This is a genomic window from Thermoactinomyces daqus (genome assembly GCF_000763315.1).
Classification (GTDB): Bacteria; Bacillota; Bacilli; order Thermoactinomycetales; family Thermoactinomycetaceae; genus Thermoactinomyces_A; species Thermoactinomyces_A daqus.
Map to the genome: position 1 here is coordinate 1 of NZ_JPST01000034.1, position 16,468 is coordinate 16,468.

General features: G+C 39.9%; 17 protein-coding genes and 1 pseudogene. 10 read left to right on the forward strand and 8 right to left on the reverse strand.

All coding sequences use genetic code 11. The features are described from left to right. Nucleotides 1-107: 107 nt before the first annotated feature. Together JG50_RS19440 and JG50_RS18955 are read left to right on the forward strand one after the other, a co-directional pair. A pseudogene (locus JG50_RS19440) lies at nucleotides 108-314 on the forward strand (NINE protein); the annotation flags it as partial. An 81-nt stretch (nucleotides 315-395) separates the two neighbouring features. After that, nucleotides 396-1,088 (forward strand): DUF4352 domain-containing protein, encoded by a 693-nt coding sequence (locus JG50_RS18955; protein ID WP_152568584.1) that lies wholly within the window; start codon nucleotides 396-398, stop codon nucleotides 1,086-1,088. 220 nt (nucleotides 1,089-1,308) lie between these two features. On the opposite strand, the gene JG50_RS0113540 is transcribed toward JG50_RS18955, so the two are convergent. Beyond that, nucleotides 1,309-1,626: a hypothetical protein gene (locus JG50_RS0113540; RefSeq protein ID WP_033101656.1), complete on the reverse strand. Its 318-nt coding sequence runs from the start codon at nucleotides 1,624-1,626 to the stop codon at nucleotides 1,309-1,311. 270 nt (nucleotides 1,627-1,896) lie between these two features. Next, nucleotides 1,897-3,330, reverse strand: a complete 1,434-nt coding sequence (locus tag JG50_RS0113545; RefSeq protein ID WP_033101657.1) for a pyridoxal phosphate-dependent decarboxylase family protein — start codon at nucleotides 3,328-3,330, stop codon at nucleotides 1,897-1,899. Nucleotides 3,331-3,694: 364 nt separating this feature from the next. On the opposite strand from JG50_RS0113545, the gene JG50_RS0113550 reads away from it, so the two are divergent. The 3 genes from JG50_RS0113550 to JG50_RS0113560 are packed head-to-tail and all read left to right on the forward strand — an operon-like array spanning nucleotide 3,695 to nucleotide 7,031. Continuing rightward, nucleotides 3,695-4,663 (forward strand): AAA family ATPase, encoded by a 969-nt coding sequence (locus JG50_RS0113550; RefSeq protein WP_033101658.1) that lies wholly within the window; start codon nucleotides 3,695-3,697, stop codon nucleotides 4,661-4,663. Then, entirely contained in the window at nucleotides 4,660-5,766 is a 1,107-nt protein-coding gene (locus tag JG50_RS0113555; protein ID WP_033101659.1) for a DUF58 domain-containing protein, read from the forward strand. The genes JG50_RS0113550 and JG50_RS0113555 overlap by 4 nt, the downstream gene beginning before the upstream one ends. A gap of 23 nt (nucleotides 5,767-5,789) precedes the next feature. Continuing rightward, nucleotides 5,790-7,031, forward strand: a complete 1,242-nt coding sequence (locus tag JG50_RS0113560) for a DUF4129 domain-containing protein (RefSeq protein ID WP_033101660.1) — start codon at nucleotides 5,790-5,792, stop codon at nucleotides 7,029-7,031. Nucleotides 7,032-7,157: 126 nt separating this feature from the next. Here the strand turns inward: JG50_RS0113560 and JG50_RS0113565 are convergent, their stop codons facing one another. Both JG50_RS0113565 and JG50_RS18960 read right to left on the reverse strand, forming a co-directional pair. Further along, complete coding sequence (locus tag JG50_RS0113565; RefSeq protein ID WP_052154328.1) at nucleotides 7,158-8,168, reverse strand: site-specific integrase; 1,011 nt, start codon at nucleotides 8,166-8,168, stop codon at nucleotides 7,158-7,160. Nucleotides 8,169-8,829: 661 nt separating this feature from the next. Beyond that, the gene (locus JG50_RS18960; RefSeq protein WP_052154329.1) at nucleotides 8,830-9,462 is read right to left on the reverse strand and encodes a DUF6338 family protein; all 633 of its coding nucleotides are present in this window, start codon (nucleotides 9,460-9,462) and stop codon (nucleotides 8,830-8,832) included. A 350-nt stretch (nucleotides 9,463-9,812) separates the two neighbouring features. Between JG50_RS18960 and JG50_RS0113575 the strand changes: the two genes are divergently transcribed. Beyond that, nucleotides 9,813-10,427 (forward strand): competence protein CoiA family protein, encoded by a 615-nt coding sequence (locus JG50_RS0113575; RefSeq protein ID WP_033101661.1) that lies wholly within the window; start codon nucleotides 9,813-9,815, stop codon nucleotides 10,425-10,427. A gap of 208 nt (nucleotides 10,428-10,635) precedes the next feature. Continuing rightward, nucleotides 10,636-10,812, forward strand: a complete 177-nt coding sequence (locus tag JG50_RS20190; RefSeq protein WP_160173883.1) for a hypothetical protein — start codon at nucleotides 10,636-10,638, stop codon at nucleotides 10,810-10,812. 238 nt (nucleotides 10,813-11,050) lie between these two features. On the opposite strand, the gene JG50_RS0113580 is transcribed toward JG50_RS20190, so the two are convergent. From JG50_RS0113580 to JG50_RS0113590, 3 genes are all read right to left on the reverse strand, one after another. Continuing rightward, nucleotides 11,051-11,914: an EamA family transporter gene (locus JG50_RS0113580; RefSeq protein ID WP_033101662.1), complete on the reverse strand. Its 864-nt coding sequence runs from the start codon at nucleotides 11,912-11,914 to the stop codon at nucleotides 11,051-11,053. Beyond that, on the reverse strand, nucleotides 11,915-13,084 hold the full coding sequence (locus JG50_RS0113585; protein ID WP_033101663.1) for an aminotransferase class I/II-fold pyridoxal phosphate-dependent enzyme: 1,170 nt from the start codon (nucleotides 13,082-13,084) through the stop codon (nucleotides 11,915-11,917). A gap of 85 nt (nucleotides 13,085-13,169) precedes the next feature. Beyond that, on the reverse strand, nucleotides 13,170-14,228 hold the full coding sequence (locus tag JG50_RS0113590) for an iron-containing redox enzyme family protein (protein ID WP_033101664.1): 1,059 nt from the start codon (nucleotides 14,226-14,228) through the stop codon (nucleotides 13,170-13,172). Between the two features lie 291 nt (nucleotides 14,229-14,519). Here JG50_RS0113590 and JG50_RS21115 point away from each other — a divergent pair, with 291 nt between their 5' ends. The 3 genes from JG50_RS21115 to JG50_RS0113605 are packed head-to-tail and all read left to right on the forward strand — an operon-like array spanning nucleotide 14,520 to nucleotide 15,779. Next, nucleotides 14,520-14,765, forward strand: coding sequence for a winged helix-turn-helix domain-containing protein (locus tag JG50_RS21115; protein ID WP_370589424.1), 246 nt, complete (start codon nucleotides 14,520-14,522; stop codon nucleotides 14,763-14,765). 13 nt (nucleotides 14,766-14,778) lie between these two features. Continuing rightward, nucleotides 14,779-14,988 (forward strand): tautomerase family protein, encoded by a 210-nt coding sequence (locus tag JG50_RS0113600; RefSeq protein ID WP_033101666.1) that lies wholly within the window; start codon nucleotides 14,779-14,781, stop codon nucleotides 14,986-14,988. Between the two features lie 26 nt (nucleotides 14,989-15,014). After that, entirely contained in the window at nucleotides 15,015-15,779 is a 765-nt protein-coding gene (locus JG50_RS0113605; RefSeq protein WP_033101667.1) for a class I SAM-dependent methyltransferase, read from the forward strand. Between the two features lie 39 nt (nucleotides 15,780-15,818). Here JG50_RS0113605 and JG50_RS0113610 read toward each other — a convergent pair whose 3' ends face one another. After that, nucleotides 15,819-16,442, reverse strand: coding sequence for a DUF2238 domain-containing protein (locus JG50_RS0113610; protein ID WP_152568587.1), 624 nt, complete (start codon nucleotides 16,440-16,442; stop codon nucleotides 15,819-15,821). Nucleotides 16,443-16,468 lie beyond the last annotated feature (26 nt).

Here is a 16,468-nt window from a genome sequence, read left to right on the forward strand (position 1 = left end):
ATTTATTGAGGGAGGTGAAAAGGTGAGCAATCTGTTTACAGACGATTTGATGACATAAAATAACAGCCATGGTTTGTTAACTCTGAGTTGGAGCAAAAAAGAAAAAATCTACAGCTTATCTGCTCTGGTTCTTCTTGGGCATATTCGGCGCTCATCGCTTTTATGTCGGAGATGCTATTCAAAGCATTATAGATGCCTTTCTGCTTTACTACCGCATCGAAGACATAAAAGCACAGATCGAAGAATCCATTATGACTTTTGGAAACAAATCAGGAGGAATTGGACATGGATCAAAACATTACAAACCATTCTGATGTATCCGGAGTAAAAAAATGGAACTGGGGGGCTTTTTTCTCGGGCCGATATGGGCGATTGGCAACAGAGTCTGGATTGGTTTGCTCGCATTTGTCCCAATATTCGGTTTTATCATGAATGTCATATTAGGCGCTAAAGGAAGTGAATGGGCTTGGAAAGCGAAATCATGGAAAAGTGTTGATCACTTCAAAAGCGTTCAAAGAAAATGGGCTTGGTGGGGATTCGGTGTTTTTGTCCTCTTCGTCATTTTCGGCTTCGCTTTCGGAGGTGGAGATACGTCTAACAATCAACCGGTAGCCGACAAACCGCCGGTGTCATCACCTGCCCCGGCTAAAAAGCCGGAACAACCCAAAGTAGCGAAAATCGGTCAGTGGGTCAAAGCTGGCAAGCTGGAATATCGGGTAGATTCCGTTGAGGAAAAAGACCAGCTTAAAAACATAATGGGATCAAAGAAGCCGAGCGCCGGCAACTTCGCTATCCTGAAAGTATCAGTAAAGAATAATGACAAAGAGTCAAGGGTCATTGATTCCAGTATGACTGTACTGAAAGACAAACAGAATCGCTCATTTGAGCCGGACACAGATGCGATTTTATATGTAATGGACAGCAGCGACGAAAGCAGCTTTTTGAATGAAATTCCTCCGACAGTTGAAAAACAGATTACGCTGGTTTATGACATTCGCGGCGATGCGAAGAACTACACCTTTCACGCCCAAAGTGGATTCGGTTGGGCCGATACTGACGGTTCGGCAGTAATTTCACTGAGTGAATAATTTGCTGAGCAGCACATATATAAAAACACATATATAAAAAGAGGCCCCTTACTCAGGGGCCCTCCAATAGCAGAAATATAGCTGAGAAGAGAGATTAGCATTGCGGCGGTTCTCCTCCGGTTTTTCCAGCCGGAGGTTCTCCGATGAGAAAACGTTTCATCATTTTCACCTCCTATCTTGACATCTTTTTTAGACATTATTTTTAAAATTCCTCCCCTTTTCAGAGATTAATTTGCGTACCTTTTTTGATCCTGAGTTTTGCTTCTGTCATGGCTTCATACTCAAGCGCTTTTTTGTTATCCAGTACTTTAAGATCATGCTTTTTAATACAATCTAAACACGCCCTGATCCCGTTGTCGTCCATGTTTTGTACGTCTTCAACAATCCGAATATGTATTCGATTTAAGCGGAGACAGCAGACATCACAGTAATCATCCATGTCAGTATAGACCGGATGCGGGTCTGTTGCTATCACCTTTCTCAATTTATGTTCCTCGATATCGGCCAGCCTTCTGATCTTCTCTGCTCTTTCCTCCATTGTAATCCCTCCCAAAAATATCATATTAAGCGATTTCAATTTAGGCAAGATGAGTAATGAAAAAACAACGGTCGCTGAATCAAATTGCGTTAATCACAGCCCTGCTTACAGACTGCTGGTCGATTGGCAAGATTCTTACCAGCTTAGGACATACTGGCCATCCTTTTATCTGTGAACACATGCCGGCTTTAGAAATCTTGGTACCAGCAGCATGACGTTGTTTCGGACACTTAAATACATTCGTCTCAAGGCCATATGAAAAGACGACTCTTACGAATCGCCTCTTCTGTGTTTATAAAATTGATCCATTCTGTCAAACACTTGATGGATCACTTCTATAGAAGTAAATGGATTGAGAAGAACCGCCCTTAACCAACGATTTCCCCGATAGGTTGGTAAAGAGAAGAAGGATTGTCCATCACGCAGGAGCGTTTGTTGAAGTTCTAAATTCCATTGATCCGGTGGAATATACTCAGGTCTTCCTCGGAAACAACAAATATTTGTGTCAGGCTCGCTTACCAGTTCAAGGTACGGGCGTTGCTTGATTTGCTCAATAAAGGTTTCCATTAAGACATAACTCTCATCAAGAAGTTGCTCATAGCCTTTCATCCCAATATGTTGCAAGGATAGCCACAACTTCAATATGTCTGCATGACGAGTTCCTTGAACGCTAATTTCTCCGAGATTTGTAAATTCGGTATCATTCATATACGGAGCCGGGATACGAAATTCTTTCTCTAAAATGGTTCGATCTTTAAATATAACCATTGCACACGTCTTTGCGATATACATCCATTTCTGGGGATTAAACGTAATGGAGTCAGCTTTATCAATTCCTGTAAGGCGATCACGATGTTTTTTGGAGAATACCAACGCTCCCCCATATGCGGCATCCACATGAAGCCATAGCCTGTATTGTTGTGCGATTTCTGCAATGGCAGGGATTGGATCAATGTTTCCCGTTACGGTTGTTCCCGCCGTAGCAACGATGGCAAAAGGTTTCTTCCCTTGATTGCGGGCTTGCTTAATCTTGACCTCCAAATCAGCAGTGTCCATCTGTGAATTTGCATTTGTTTTGACAGGAATCACAGAAGAAGTCCCTAATCCGAGAAGCATAGCAGCTTTTTGCAAAGATGTATGAGCCACCTCGGAGGCGAACACCACAGGTTGCCCATCAATACCGGATAAACCATTTTGTAAAACAGGGAAAGCATGATTTCGAGCCACCGCAAGGGCTTGAAGGTTTGCAAGACTTCCTCCGCTCAACATGACTCCTCCTGCTTTCTCATTGTAACCAAAAAATTGAGAAATCGTCTGTATGACTTCAACTTCCATATGCGAGAACACAGGTGACATCTCAAGGCTTAACATATTGTTATTCAACGATGCACTAATAAACTCACCTAAACAAGACATGATCGTTGGGATCGAATCCATATGTCCAATGTAATGAGGATGAGCAGGATTCATTGAACTCTCTAAAATTCCTTTTAATTGTTGAAGGATTTCTTCTGTTGAAAGCCCTTCTTCGGGAAAATATGCATAAGATGGTTTCAATGATTGTGACAGCGGCAATCGTTGAGATGCCGAAGATAAGTTTGAAAGTACCAAACTCATAACAGCTTCCATCAGATGTTTAGCTTCTGGCATATTTCGACCATATGGATCAATAAATGCGTTACTTGGAACAAACGATTGTTTCATGGTGTCACCTTTCTCGATCCAGTTTTCAATATTGTAACACTAACCAAAAAAGTCGTTAATATATGGGGGATTAGGTAGGTCAGGCTACTTGGGGACTTTCTGCTTTTCCAATCACAAACGCGTTTACCGCATCATGAAGAAATTGAAACAGTTGATCCCCTCAGCTTATGATTGACTCGGGATCGCCGAAAAAAATAATCCACTCCCGTCGCATAAATCCCCTTCGAAACGAGAAACGTCAAATTCGCTTCGGAGGGGAACTTATGTTAGAGAGTGGTTTCCCTTGTTATTTTATTATTCTCACTTTTATGATATAATACTCTGACCATAATTCATAATATTATATTTTTTAGGAGTAATCAAAATGAAATTTATCAGGGAATTAGCTGAAAAAATTAATAATGAAGTCCACAAGGTTGTAATAGGTTTAGATGAGACTTTAAAATTTGTATTGACAGGATTACTTTGTTCCGGACATGTACTGCTTGAGGATCTTCCCGGAGTAGGAAAAACGGTATTATGTAAGGCAATTGCCTCAAGCATCGGATGCTCTTTCAAAAGAATTCAATGTACCCCCGATCTTCTGTCCTCTGATATCCTGGGCACAACTGTATACAATCAAAAATCCGGAGATTTTACGTTTCGTAAAGGTCCCTTGTTTACCCGATTCTTACTTGTTGATGAAATAAATCGAGCAATTCCGAGAACACAATCGGCCTTGCTTGAAGCGATGGCAGAAGGACAGGTTACCATAGAGGGAACAACTCACCCGTTAGAAAAGCCTTTTTTTGTCATCGCAACACAAAATCCGATCGAATTTCAAGGGACGTTCCCACTTCCTGAAGCTCAATTGGACCGTTTTCTGATGAGATTATCACTCGGCTATCCTTCGGAAGCAGATGAACGTTTTATTCTTCGAAGATTTACTCAGTTTGTCCCGATCGAACAAATTAAACCTGTCGTCAGCCCGCAAGATATCATTCTTGCACAAAACACAATTAATCAAGTAACCATCACGGAGGATCTTGAAACTTATATTATCCAAATCATTCGTTCGACTCGTGAACATGAGGAAATTTCTTTAGGTGCATCACCAAGGGGATTAATTTTCCTGACCAAAGCTTCCAAAGCTTTTGCGGCGATTCACGGTCGGGATTTTGTTATTCCCGATGACGTCAAAGCGCCTGTATCCAAAGTGTTATCTCACCGTATCAAAGTGAAGTCATCCAGCCGAATGAAAAAAAGAAGCGAATTGGATGTTCTTGATGAAATCTTACGGAACATTCCTGCGCCTGTGGAGGATGATGCAAAACTGACAGGGGATCGATCATGATGCTGCTTTTTTGGATGGCCATATTGGTTTGTATGATTTGGTTTTATAGCCGCCTTTGGGAGAGGAATATTCAAAAGAATGCAGAGATTATCTATGAATTACCACACAAACCTGTCCAAGAAGATGATCAAATTGAGTTTTGGATCAGAATTGAAAATAAATCATATTTTCCCATTCCTTTGATTCATATTAATCAGTTGCTGCCTGAAGGCCTTCGATGGATTTATGATCAGCAAGCGAAACAAAAGTTAAGCATACGAACCTATTTACTTCCCAAACAACGGGTGCGAAAACGTTATCGGATCCGCTGTTTGAAACGAGGCTATTATTTTTTTGAACCAGTTCGATGCGTTTTGTATGATGGTATAGGATTAAATGAGGTACATATTGACTTACCGACGGATACCCGTCTGTTGGTACGTCCCCAACCAATGGAAGAAGAATTTGCATCCTTCTCCTTAACTGAGTTATCGGGAGAATACATATTATATCGTTGGTACCATGGAGATGAAACCAGAATTTCAGGTGTGCGTGAGTATACAGCAAATGATCCGTATAAACAAATTGACTGGAAAGCCACAGCAAAAACCAGAAAATTGATGGTCAAGGAGTATGATACCACTTCGCAAACATCTATTCATGTCATGTTAAATCTCCAATCTCATGATTACTTCCGGTTGGGCATCAAAAAGGAGATTGTTGACCTGCAATGCCGGGTTGCGGCTGCGATTTTCCTTAAAGCGCAAGAATCGGGGTTTCCTTACGGCTTATTTTCCAACGCGGCGTGGAGCGGGCCAGGAGTATTGAAAATAGAACCAAACTGTTCATATGACCACTTAGATTTTTTGCTTTCTTTGTTGGGAAAAATTAAATCATTCCCTTCCTGCCCGTTTAGTTCGGTCTTAAAAAAATATAATGATGATAATATTAGTAAAACAAACCATTTGATTATCCTGACATCTTTTTGGAATAAGGAAATAACCGAAAGGATCGGGAGTATCATCAAGCGTGGTTCACATGTATCCGTCATTGCCTTTCCCCACTCTCAAGAAAGGATATTCAAATGGAAAAGGAAATACCCATTTACATGTTTGAAGAGCTGACAAACCATGGAGGTGAATAAGTTTTGCTTCCAAAATACAGGTTCCTTTTCTTTTGTTACGCAAGCCAAGTATCAGCCGTTTCGATCCAATTTATCGCACTGACAGCAATATTAAATCAAAGCGGCGACTTTACCGTCAGGTTTTTAATCAGCTCTTTCATTTTAGTATGGGGATCAATTGTTTTCGGTAAATATTTCAGCGGCAAACAATTCTTTATGGCTGAATTGCTGCTGCTCTTGATAATCACTGCCTGGTGGCAAATAAAATATGAAGATTCAGCAGTTTCTTTTTTTTGCTTTTTATTTAACCTGCTTTTAATCAAATCTTTAGCTATTGCAAATGAACAAACGGATTCCCGGCGTTATTTATTGCAGACACAAACAAAATTTAATTTGGCAGGGATATTTCTTTCTGTAGGGGCAGCTTATCTATTTGCAGTTAACCGTTATTGGGAAGACCAAGTTTTTCTTTTTTTTATCGCTTTCTTGTTTACAAGGATGGTTTCTTTATCGATGATCTCCAAAATGTCGAGAGATGAGGAAAGTCATCAATCAAAAAGCTCCCTTTATGAATTCTTTATTCCTTTTGCCTTATTAATTACTGGAATTATGGGAGGATGGATCATCCAACTTTCCGGTTGGCCCGTTTATAAAACAATCGCCATTTTTTTATTTTACCTCTTTTCTCCTGTCATCGATGTTGTTGGATTTATTCTCGAGCAATTAATCCCTGACGACTTGCCTTTCAGGCCTCGATTTTATGATGCGTCTGTTAATCAAATAAACGGACTCACCCACGTCCAATCTTCTCTCAACCAAAATAGCTTTAGTGGTCAGTGGGTACAATCGGCTTTTATGATTTTCATTTCGGTCATCGTCGTTTATTTTATTTATAAATCCTTCGAATCCAACACCAAATCAATCAAATCTGCAGCTAAACATGAAGAAGAAATCGAAGAGCGGGAATTTCTTTTTAAAATGAACCCTATTAAAAAATCAGACTTAAAGATGAATGATAATTCACTTACACCAATCAGAAGAACATATCGTAAATTTCTCAAGTTCGCAGGTAAATCATTTACCAAAAGACTTCCCAACGAAACGGCGCCGGAATATATCCGGAAGATTGCCCCATTTATACCCGACAAAAAAGTATTTATGGAAGAACTGACTGATCTTTATCTAAAAGAACGATATGGAAATAAAAATGTTGCGAGCGAACAAGAAAGAGCAAAAAAACTCCTAAACACATTAATCGAAAAATAGTTCCACTCATTGGCCGGGGAAGAACCGATCGAGGCGGGATAAATAGTGGGCATCAGACTGGTCTGTTGCGCCGATGAAATAAGCTGCCCGAATTACCTGGGCAGCTTGTTTCAAAACAGAGGAAAATTATAAAATCCCCCTGGTCGGACTTTTCTTTTTGATGTCGACTTCCCGGATGTACCTCCGCATGATGGCGATGCTCTTGTGACCACTGTGTCGCATAATATCGCGTTCTTCCACTCCATCATCCGCCAACTGAGTGATGATGCCGGCACGCAAACTATGGCCGCCGAATTCGCTCTTATCGAAACCGGCTTTTTCCGCGGCGTCTTTCACTACATTGTAAATGGCCTTGTCGCTCATCCGATTGCCGACCCGCCCCCCCTTATTCACCTGACGAAAAACCGCTCCTTCAGTGATGCCCGCAGCCCGAAGCCAGGCATCCAGTAAACGGACCGGACATTGACTGGCCCTTTCGCCATAATAAATGAACTTCTTCAATCCTTGCCCCTCTTGGTCGGTTTTTCCTTTTCTCACGATGATATAGATCCCTTCATTATCACGTTCGATGTCTTCCACGTTCAACGCAGCCAGCTCGGAACGTCGAAAGGCTCCCGCATATCCAATGACCAATAAGGCGCGGTTTCGGATATCGATTAACCGGTCTCCCTCCATCTCACTCAGAAATGCGTTCATGATCCGTTTGGTGGCTGGCCTCTTTTGTTTTTGGGCAATCCCGATGGTTTTCCGGAGTGCCTTCATCCAGCCTTTCACCCGGTCTGTGCTGGCCGGATTGTGATAGACAAAGTCTTTATTCCCTCTTGCTTGGGCCTCTTGCTCCATCATCTGCCCATATTCTTTGTAGACCGCGCGGATCGCAACAAGCCGGCGCTGGATCGTGGAATATTTGCGTCCCTTTTCTTTCAACGAATCCAAATAGTTGATGATGGTTGTACCGGTCACATCCTCGGGGTGTTTCCCGATGGAATCGAGATATTTGCTGAAATCTCTGAAATCTGATTCATAGGCCCGAAGTGTGTTACCCGCATGGAGGTTTTTAAAAACATCCATGGCGCTCCGGGTTAATCCTTCATTCTCAGCAAGCATGATTTCATTTTTTTGGTAAGGAGAAAGCATAATTGATCACCTTCACTATAAGTTCCGATAATATAATGTTATCGGAATCAATTTTTCATGTCAAATAAGAATGAATTTTTTCTTATCAGTCAGCAAAAGATGAATAATTCGCATAATTTTTGATACCCCATAGATAGATTTTGCATTTTCAGTTAACATTCAAAATTTTGAATAGACTCTTCCCGTTTTTCTGGCAGGTGTGAAAATTTCTCAGCATACTTCATACCAAAAATGAGCATTGCGTATGAATTCGCTATGTCCTCTACCCCAATCAAGAAATGAAGCATAAAACTATGCAGCTTCCTTTTTATGGGGTTCTCTGAGCAATCAGCGGCTTCTCTCTGCCTTGCCCCTTAATGAACCCCAAAAGTCGAAGCGTATGGGGTCATTATAGCCCGACACCCTTGGTTCCAAATGATCCCTGGGACAGAGACGGTTTTTTTAACGGTTTTAAAGGAGGATGTTTGAAATCATAATAAAACCGCCCTTTTGCCAGGCGGTTACTTTATTATCCTTTGTCTTTCGGAAGTGTTTACCAGGTCCTTTTTTAGGTGGAAGAGATGATAAATTAAGAGGTTCATTCGGTCTATAACTTGCTGAATTATTACGAAAATCCCCTACAAATATATTCCTATAAAAAACAGTACTACTCTCTCCTTGTTTACCCTTTTCCGTATTCTTGTTCTTCTGTCTCTTCTTGCTCATTCGATCCATCCTCACTTTCTACACTACTATACAATTCCACTGCCAATATTTCTTCACCAAATATGATCATCCCTGCACTCCCTGGAATCATTTCAACAAAATCATCATTATCATCTAATGTATATACGTTCTCCAGGTATATTTGTTCTTTTGCCGGGTATTTTGAAGCATAAGATCCTTCTGAATATACCCCGCCAATCCGACTCCCATCTTTTAGCCGAACGATAACCCAATAAGGTTTCTTTTTACGAAAGACCCAATCCCACGGAGTAAGAATAGGCTCTTGAACTTCCTTAGTCAAACGATTAAGCCAACCCGAAGTGATCACCTTAAAAAATAAGTAAGCCGTTAATACAGGAAGAGCAAATATGCATAGATACCATGCCCAAATATGTTTTTGAATAATGCCTAAAAGCGGATAAATCAGAGCGAGATTAAACACGCTATAAGCAATAATGGCATATATAGTTTTTGCATAGTCCCTTTCTTCTCTGGGAACAAGCATATCGTACACTTTCATCGAAATGAATCCCGGCACAAATAAGATAAAAAATAATGCGATTGATTTAATATCCGGAGTAATATTCACTGAATTCAACTCCTCCTAAAACAGATTCGCATATTCCGTGACAATTATACATTTTTTATCTTTAATGATAGGTTATCAATTTTGTGGTTTACATTATATTAATCTGCACAGCCTTTCAAAGCCGATAGAAATACGGGATATCATCAATATCCATCTTGCTTTTCCCTGATATTTCGAATGTGTCAATCAAAAGTTTGCATTTCAAACCAGTCTACATTCCTTATGTAATAATCCAATGAAAAAATAATCATGTTCCTATATTTTAATATTTCTGATAAATGGTTATAATATTTAAAAAAAGGACAAAAATTTACAAATTACTCAATGGGAAGATCAGGAGGCTGAAACTGATGGTACAAACAAAAATCCGACCCAAATATCGTCGGCAGTACGGAGTTATTCCTTACGGACTCAGTTCAACCGGAAAAATTATTTTGCCAAAAGAAGCGAATCCTCAAGAACCGTACCAATGTCCTGAATGCAAAGGGAAACTGATTCTCAGACTAAGCAAATTAAAAAAACCTTATTTTTCGCATTATCCCGGCGAAAAACGCAAATGCAAATTAAATTATTCCTCAATCGCTTTAGCAAAACATGTTCTTCGCTTCGTATTAGATCAATGGATGAGGGGAAAAGGCGATCCTGTTGAAGTTCAACTGTTCTGCGGGGAGCGTCATGAAATCCCGCGGGATGAAATAAACGAAATTAAATTAAACCAGCGTATTCGTTTCCATCAAAAACGCAGATACCTCTCTCATCTCTCCCTTTTGGACCGTTACGGTCAATCAATCCTCCATATTGAACTTAGAGAAAAAAGCAGAGTGCACCACGTCAAACATCCCTCATGGTTGGAAGTAGCCTCTGAAGAAATTTTGTCCAATCCCTATTTGCTTTCGTCACTCAATCCCTATATGAACACTCCTTACTTTCTGAACCCTGCCCCACAGCAACTCAGCCTTTTTTAGTTCAACCTGGTAATGTTTAAAAAACTACCCACAAGACTCACAACAATTCATTCAGAACTTTTGAAGCGTTCTCTGCTCTTCCGCAGCAAGGACTGTTTAAAGTCCTCTTTGAAGGAGATCATTTCTTTGGATAGAATTAAACGACAGGGAGTTAAACCCCCTGAAGATACAGGGATGGAGGGAGTCTCTCGATCAAGGAGGTTGGGGCATGAAGTACCTGACAGCGATTTTTCTGTTAGCTCTTGGGATCGTTGCCGCAATTGGAACTGCATTTAAATGGCCCGGTTATTTAACTTGGTCCCTGATCATTTTATTCTTCATTTTAGCTGCATACTCAACAAAATATCTCAACCTGAAGAATAAAAAGATCGATAAATCCGAATAGAATCTAATTTTTAACAGAGATCAATTATTGATAAATGATATGATCGTCACATTTTCTCGCGTGAAACTTCTCTTTGACAACATGCTTAAAAAGAGGCGATTAGACGCCTCTTTTCTTCTGACAACAATAATTTATTCCTCTATAATTGTTCATTCAGCATATCTCGAATCTCTTGCAAATGTTTTACAAGTATGCATCATCTTTAACTTCCTTCCGTGCAGGCTGGGGTTTTGGTTTTTTAGAAGCCAAGGCAATGCCTGATAATATGAAAATCATCCCGGCTCCCAGTGTAAATGTCCAATCTTCCCCCAACAACAATATTCCTCCGAAAGCAACCAGCAAAGGAGTACCTAACTGAGATACCCCCCAGTTGAGTATGGTTAAGTTTAGGAGCCAACCATCCGAATAAGACAAAACCAATTGCCCGAGGCACGATTCCCATATAAACAGCTGCTCCCCAGGATAACGAATTCATATTGTGGTAAGCGTTTGGTTCATAAATAAAGGAAAAAATAAAACAAATGATCGCTCCGATCCCCATGGTTCGGCTACTGGCGATAATATTAGCGATCCAGCCTTCAGGAATTTGATGTTTACACCAAAGTAAATACCCACCCCAGAAAACTCCGCCCAAAATCGCCAAAAATATTCCGGCATTCCACGTGGCATGATTAGTTGGATCGGAAATGAGAAGAAGCCCGCACAAGCTAATTAGTAATGCAAAAAGATGAATTTTGACTTCCTGTCTGTTGGTGACCAGTCCGTAAACAGATGATACTAAACTGGAACAACCAAAAAAGCAAACACCTGCTAACGAGACCGGAGCTGTTTTTAATGCAATTCCTAACAAAATAGCTTGTGCTGCTACAAATAATCCTCCAAATAAATACCGGGAATCCCATTTTAATTGCTCTTTTTTAAAGAATATCTTTGCAAAACCGGCTGTTACCATAGAGGATATTCCATAGCGAATACTCATCAAAGTCATCGGTTCGGCGATCCCCTTGGATACTAATTCTCTGGTAATAATCTTCGCACTGGCCCATGCTGTCAAAATGCATATTAAGAGAAACCAATTCCATCCGCTCATTCTTTGTGCCATTTAAACCCATCCTTGTTTTAAAAGAAAGTGATGAATGAGGTTCATTGCTTTCTTTAATTGTACTTCCGGTTGTACCAAATTAATCCGGACATAACCTTCTCCATTCTTTCCAAATGCACTTCCCGGTTTCAGCACCACACCTGTATCTTCCATTAACCTGTAACAAAATTCGGTTGAAGAAACAGAAAGGGGGATTTTTGCCCAGATGTACATCGTAGCAGGAGGATTCATTACATCCCAACCGGATTTTTTTAGCTCTTTGATAACAAGGTCTCTTCTAGACTGATAAATTCTTATATGAGAACGATAAAATGAATCCCCTGATTTAAGAGCTTCTTCCGCTGCTTTCTGAATAGGATAAAAAATTCCATAATGAGTATGGGACATGAGTAGAGATAGTGCTTGAATGATTTCCATGTTTCCTACAACATAACCAATTCTGCATCCGGCCATGTGAAACGTTTTAGAAAGGGAATTAAACTTAACCCCAACCTCCTTTGCACCAGGGATATTCAGAAAACTTGTAGCTCGTTCTTGGTCAAATACCAGTTCTGAGTAGGTAAAATCATGAATTACTTTAAAATCAAACTTTTTTGCATAAAATACAACTTCTTCGAAAAAGGAGGGAGGAGCTAACTGAGGAATAGGGTTTCCAGGAAAATTTATGAACAAAAGTTTTGCTTTTTTTAAGATAGATTCGGGAATTTGGTCTAGTCTCGGGAAAAATCCGTTCTCTTCGGTCAAAGGAATATAGTAAACCCTTCCCCCTGCTAATTTTACACTGGTTTCGTAGATCGGGTAGCCAGGATCAGTTACAAGGGCATAATCACCTGGATTTATTATCGACAGTGCCAATTGAAAAAGGCCATCTTGTGTTCCGGGAACCTGTAAAATTTCTTGGTTTGGTTGTAAGTCAACATTATAGCGATCGCTGTAAAATTGAGCTACCGCCGGATTGAAAGCAGGGATAGCATGTAAGGTATACCCATATTTTGAACCGTCTTGTGCCCATGTGCTTAAGGTGGACATGATTCTAGGGTGCGGGGGCAAATCAGGGTTCCCAACACTCAAGTCAATCACTTTCCGCCCTTGCTGTTTAACTTTCTGTTTTCTGTTTGCCAGTTCCGTAAAGATCCCCAAGGACAAACCTTGTAAACGATCAGATTTCATTTCGATCTCCCTTTACATATTACTTAGCGAACTTATAATCAAGCCCACTTTTTTCTATTAAAAGTGGGCTTTGACTTCAGTCTGATCAATTCTTTGTAAAAGTTTGATAGAGCATATTGCAGTAATCCATGGATGTATTCAGACGATAATACGCTCCTTTTATAATCTCTTTCTTAGCTTCAGGGTTTCTTTTAATGACTGGTGCAATAGCGTTTCGCAGCCAACCATCTCCGTGTTTGGCGTCAATGGAAATGTGCAATACATGATACTCCTGAGCCTTTTCACTCAATCCTATTCTTTTATATCCTTTAACCAAATAACTAAACCGTTTGGGAGCCAGCATTTCTACCGCACCTAATGCTCCTAAGGCCCGATATGCATTTTTTCGGTGAATTACGGAATGTAACAGTACATTTCCGCAAGCCAGAGATTCCCATGATGCATCGTTAAATAACGAATTTAATGATTTATCCCCAGTGACCTTTAATTCCTCCAGCAAATGATCAAACATGATAGTATGGACTTTAGACATATCGCCATTGCCCATTTCATCCCAATAGTTTTCTGCAAGTTCCATTTTGACATCATTATCAAGACCAATTTGAGCTAATGCTACAAGGTCATCAAATCGAGAATCAACCGTGATTTCTTGAGAGAAAAAGTAAGCCATTTCTTCAAAACTCGCATTTTTTTCGAGATAATGGAACAATTTATGTTCAGCTACTTCGTGATTGATCAACATTAATTTAAACCAACGTATAAATTCATCAGGATTCTCTGGGTAATCAACTTTTGGTATCCGCTGGTCCTCGAACTCTTCCCAAGCCATTTCCAGCAGTCTCTGGACCTCTAACAATATAGGATTAAATTGATTGTAAACCGGATGTTTACCAGGAGTATAAAGGTGAAGTTCATAAATCCATCCCAAGCTGCGATGAAGCGAGTAAATGGCTTGTGGATTTTTCTTTTTAAAATCCTCTGCCAATTGTCTTGTACGTGAAAGCAGGATTTCTCGATGATCAGGATTGTTAATAAAATATGAGTATAAGTTTTTTTCTACAATCATTTCCTTTACAACTTCATGAAAAGGGGTTGTTTCAAACAACAGCTTTTCCTTCAACCGGGAGTTCATTGTTACTGTCATCATTCACTCTCCTTTCAATTTCTTAAAAAATATTCCCATAATTAAAAGATGTAACCCTATTTTTCCTTACAGTTTATCAAGATTTCTTAATACATTTATTTGCAATTCTATTTATTAATTTTGAATTTGAACAATAAAAATAAATGTGTTATTATTGGTAAATATAAACCAACAGGCAAAAAGGCAGGTGCGGAATCTGGAATTCCTATGGTCAGCAATACCAACTTCAAAATTGCAGTGGGAAATAATTGCTTTCTCGATTTGAATTTTGAGACGCTGATTCGAGACAATATGGTAATAAGCTTATCGCGAACACAGTTTCGTCTTCTTTATTATTTGGTTCAGCACCTTGGAAAACCCGTGAAAAGTGAAGAACTTATTGCTTATGCATGGGGGGAGTTTAGCACATCCAAGTTGTGTGATTTATATGTTTACATCAACCGTTTACGTCAACGAATCGGCGATGATACCGCCAAACCGAAGTTTCTTCTCACTATTAGAAATATAGGTTATATTCTTTATCCGATTTCAGATTAACGGAGGCGATTTTATGCCCATTGTAACTATTAAAATTACTGATGAAGGAGTTACAACTCAGCAGAAAAATCAGCTCATTAAAGGAGCTACCGAGCTTCTTGAAAAAGTCCTCAACAAAAATCCTGCTCATACGTTTGTTCTTATCGAAGAAATTTCTACGGATAACTGGGGAGTATCTGGTGAAAGTGTAACGGTTCGACGGGAACGTCAAAAAAAATCATAATCTGAGGAAGGGAGAATTTTAACCTTATGAATGAATGGAATGCTACCTTCTATGATGAAAAAGTTTATTTCGTTTCCAAACTAGGTGAAGACCTTATTCAACTACTATCCCCTAAACCCCATGAAACTATTCTCGATTTAGGTTGCGGAACAGGAGATCTTACCAATAAAATTGCCCAAGAAGGGGCTAAAACTCTTGGAATTGATTCATCTCCAGACATGATAAACAAAGCCCGAGAAAAATATCCTCATCTTTCTTTTGAGGTACAAGATGCTTATCAGTTTCAATCCAAGGAAACTTTTGATGCTGTTTTCTCCAATGCAGTGCTTCATTGGATAAAAGAACCAACGAAGGTGATTAAGAATATTTGGTTTAATCTAAAGCCACACGGTCGCTTGGTAGCTGAGTTCGGTGGTAAAGGGAACGTTGAGTCGATTTTTCTGGCAATAAAAGAAACGTTAGAAGAATATCAAATAGACATCGAAAGCCGAAACCCTTGGTATTTTCCTAGTATCGGCGAATATTGCACACTACTTGAAAAAAATGGGTTCCGTGTCCTGAATGCCATTCATTTTGATCGTCCAACCCCATTACCCGGCGGAGAACATGGATTGGATCATTGGCTTGATATGTTTACAGATAGTTTTTTTCAAGGGTTTTCTACTACAGAAAGAAGAGAAATATATCAAAAAATTAAGTATAATCTTCATTCCAAGCTCTATCAAAAAGGAACTTGGGTAGCTGATTATAAGCGGTTACGCATCTTCGCCATAAAGAATAAGGATTACTAGCTTCAAGGCGGCCAAACGGATAGGGCCGCCTTGAAGCTTTCAGATACCGTTCTTCTCCAGCGCTCTGATCTGTTTATCGTGACAATTTCTGAGAAAGAGAAGAAAAATGAGCGCCCCCAAAAAAGCGCTGGCCATATCCCAATGGGTATCCCAGCGATCCCCTTGTTCGCCGAGAAATTTCGATATATTTAACTGACACAGAATAACGAAGAAAAATTCAAACAACTCATAAACCGCGCTAAAAGCCAAGCTGATACAAAAGATGACAAAAGATTCCCGATTGCGATCGCGAATCACGCCCTTACGGACCAGATATTCCCGAAACAGCACAGCGATAACCATTCCCTGAAAAAAGTGCCCAAACCGATCGAAATTATTCCTTTTAAGAGACAAAACCTCCTTTATTTCATTAAAATAAGGAACTTCACCGTAGGTATAATGTCCTCCAATCAGCATGATGGTGATTGCGATAAAAACAATGACATATGCAAGTGGCGTTAAGCGAAAACGGCGGTAAGTCACTAACAAGGCCGCTGCCAGCAAGAAAGCTCCGCTCACTTCATAGATCCATAATTTTATATTTAAAGGATTGATGGCTGACCAAATAAAAATCCCCATCCACAGGCTCAGCATCAAGAGACAAAGCTTATCCCGAATCTTCACTTAATCCCTCCCTCAATAAATTAAGA

Excerpts from the sequence above, each read along its gene's own strand:
- JG50_RS0113540 (WP_033101656.1), bottom strand. The coding sequence starts at position 1,626 with ATGGAGGAAAGAGCAGAGAAGATCAGAAGGCTGGCCGATATCGAGGAA.
- JG50_RS0113545 (WP_033101657.1), bottom strand. The coding sequence starts at position 3,330 with ATGAAACAATCGTTTGTTCCAAGTAACGCATTTATTGATCCATATGGT.
- JG50_RS0113550 (WP_033101658.1), top strand. The coding sequence starts at position 3,695 with ATGAAATTTATCAGGGAATTAGCTGAAAAAATTAATAATGAAGTCCAC.
- JG50_RS0113555 (WP_033101659.1), top strand. The coding sequence starts at position 4,660 with ATGATGCTGCTTTTTTGGATGGCCATATTGGTTTGTATGATTTGGTTT.
- JG50_RS0113565 (WP_052154328.1), bottom strand. The coding sequence starts at position 8,168 with ATGCTTTCTCCTTACCAAAAAAATGAAATCATGCTTGCTGAGAATGAA.
- JG50_RS0113575 (WP_033101661.1), top strand. The coding sequence starts at position 9,813 with ATGGTACAAACAAAAATCCGACCCAAATATCGTCGGCAGTACGGAGTT.
- JG50_RS20190 (WP_160173883.1), top strand. The coding sequence starts at position 10,636 with ATGAAGTACCTGACAGCGATTTTTCTGTTAGCTCTTGGGATCGTTGCC.
- JG50_RS0113580 (WP_033101662.1), bottom strand. The coding sequence starts at position 11,914 with ATGGCACAAAGAATGAGCGGATGGAATTGGTTTCTCTTAATATGCATT.
- JG50_RS0113585 (WP_033101663.1), bottom strand. The coding sequence starts at position 13,084 with ATGAAATCTGATCGTTTACAAGGTTTGTCCTTGGGGATCTTTACGGAA.
- JG50_RS0113590 (WP_033101664.1), bottom strand. The coding sequence starts at position 14,228 with ATGACAGTAACAATGAACTCCCGGTTGAAGGAAAAGCTGTTGTTTGAA.
- JG50_RS21115 (WP_370589424.1), top strand. The coding sequence starts at position 14,520 with ATGGTAATAAGCTTATCGCGAACACAGTTTCGTCTTCTTTATTATTTG.
- JG50_RS0113600 (WP_033101666.1), top strand. The coding sequence starts at position 14,779 with ATGCCCATTGTAACTATTAAAATTACTGATGAAGGAGTTACAACTCAG.
- JG50_RS0113605 (WP_033101667.1), top strand. The coding sequence starts at position 15,015 with ATGAATGAATGGAATGCTACCTTCTATGATGAAAAAGTTTATTTCGTT.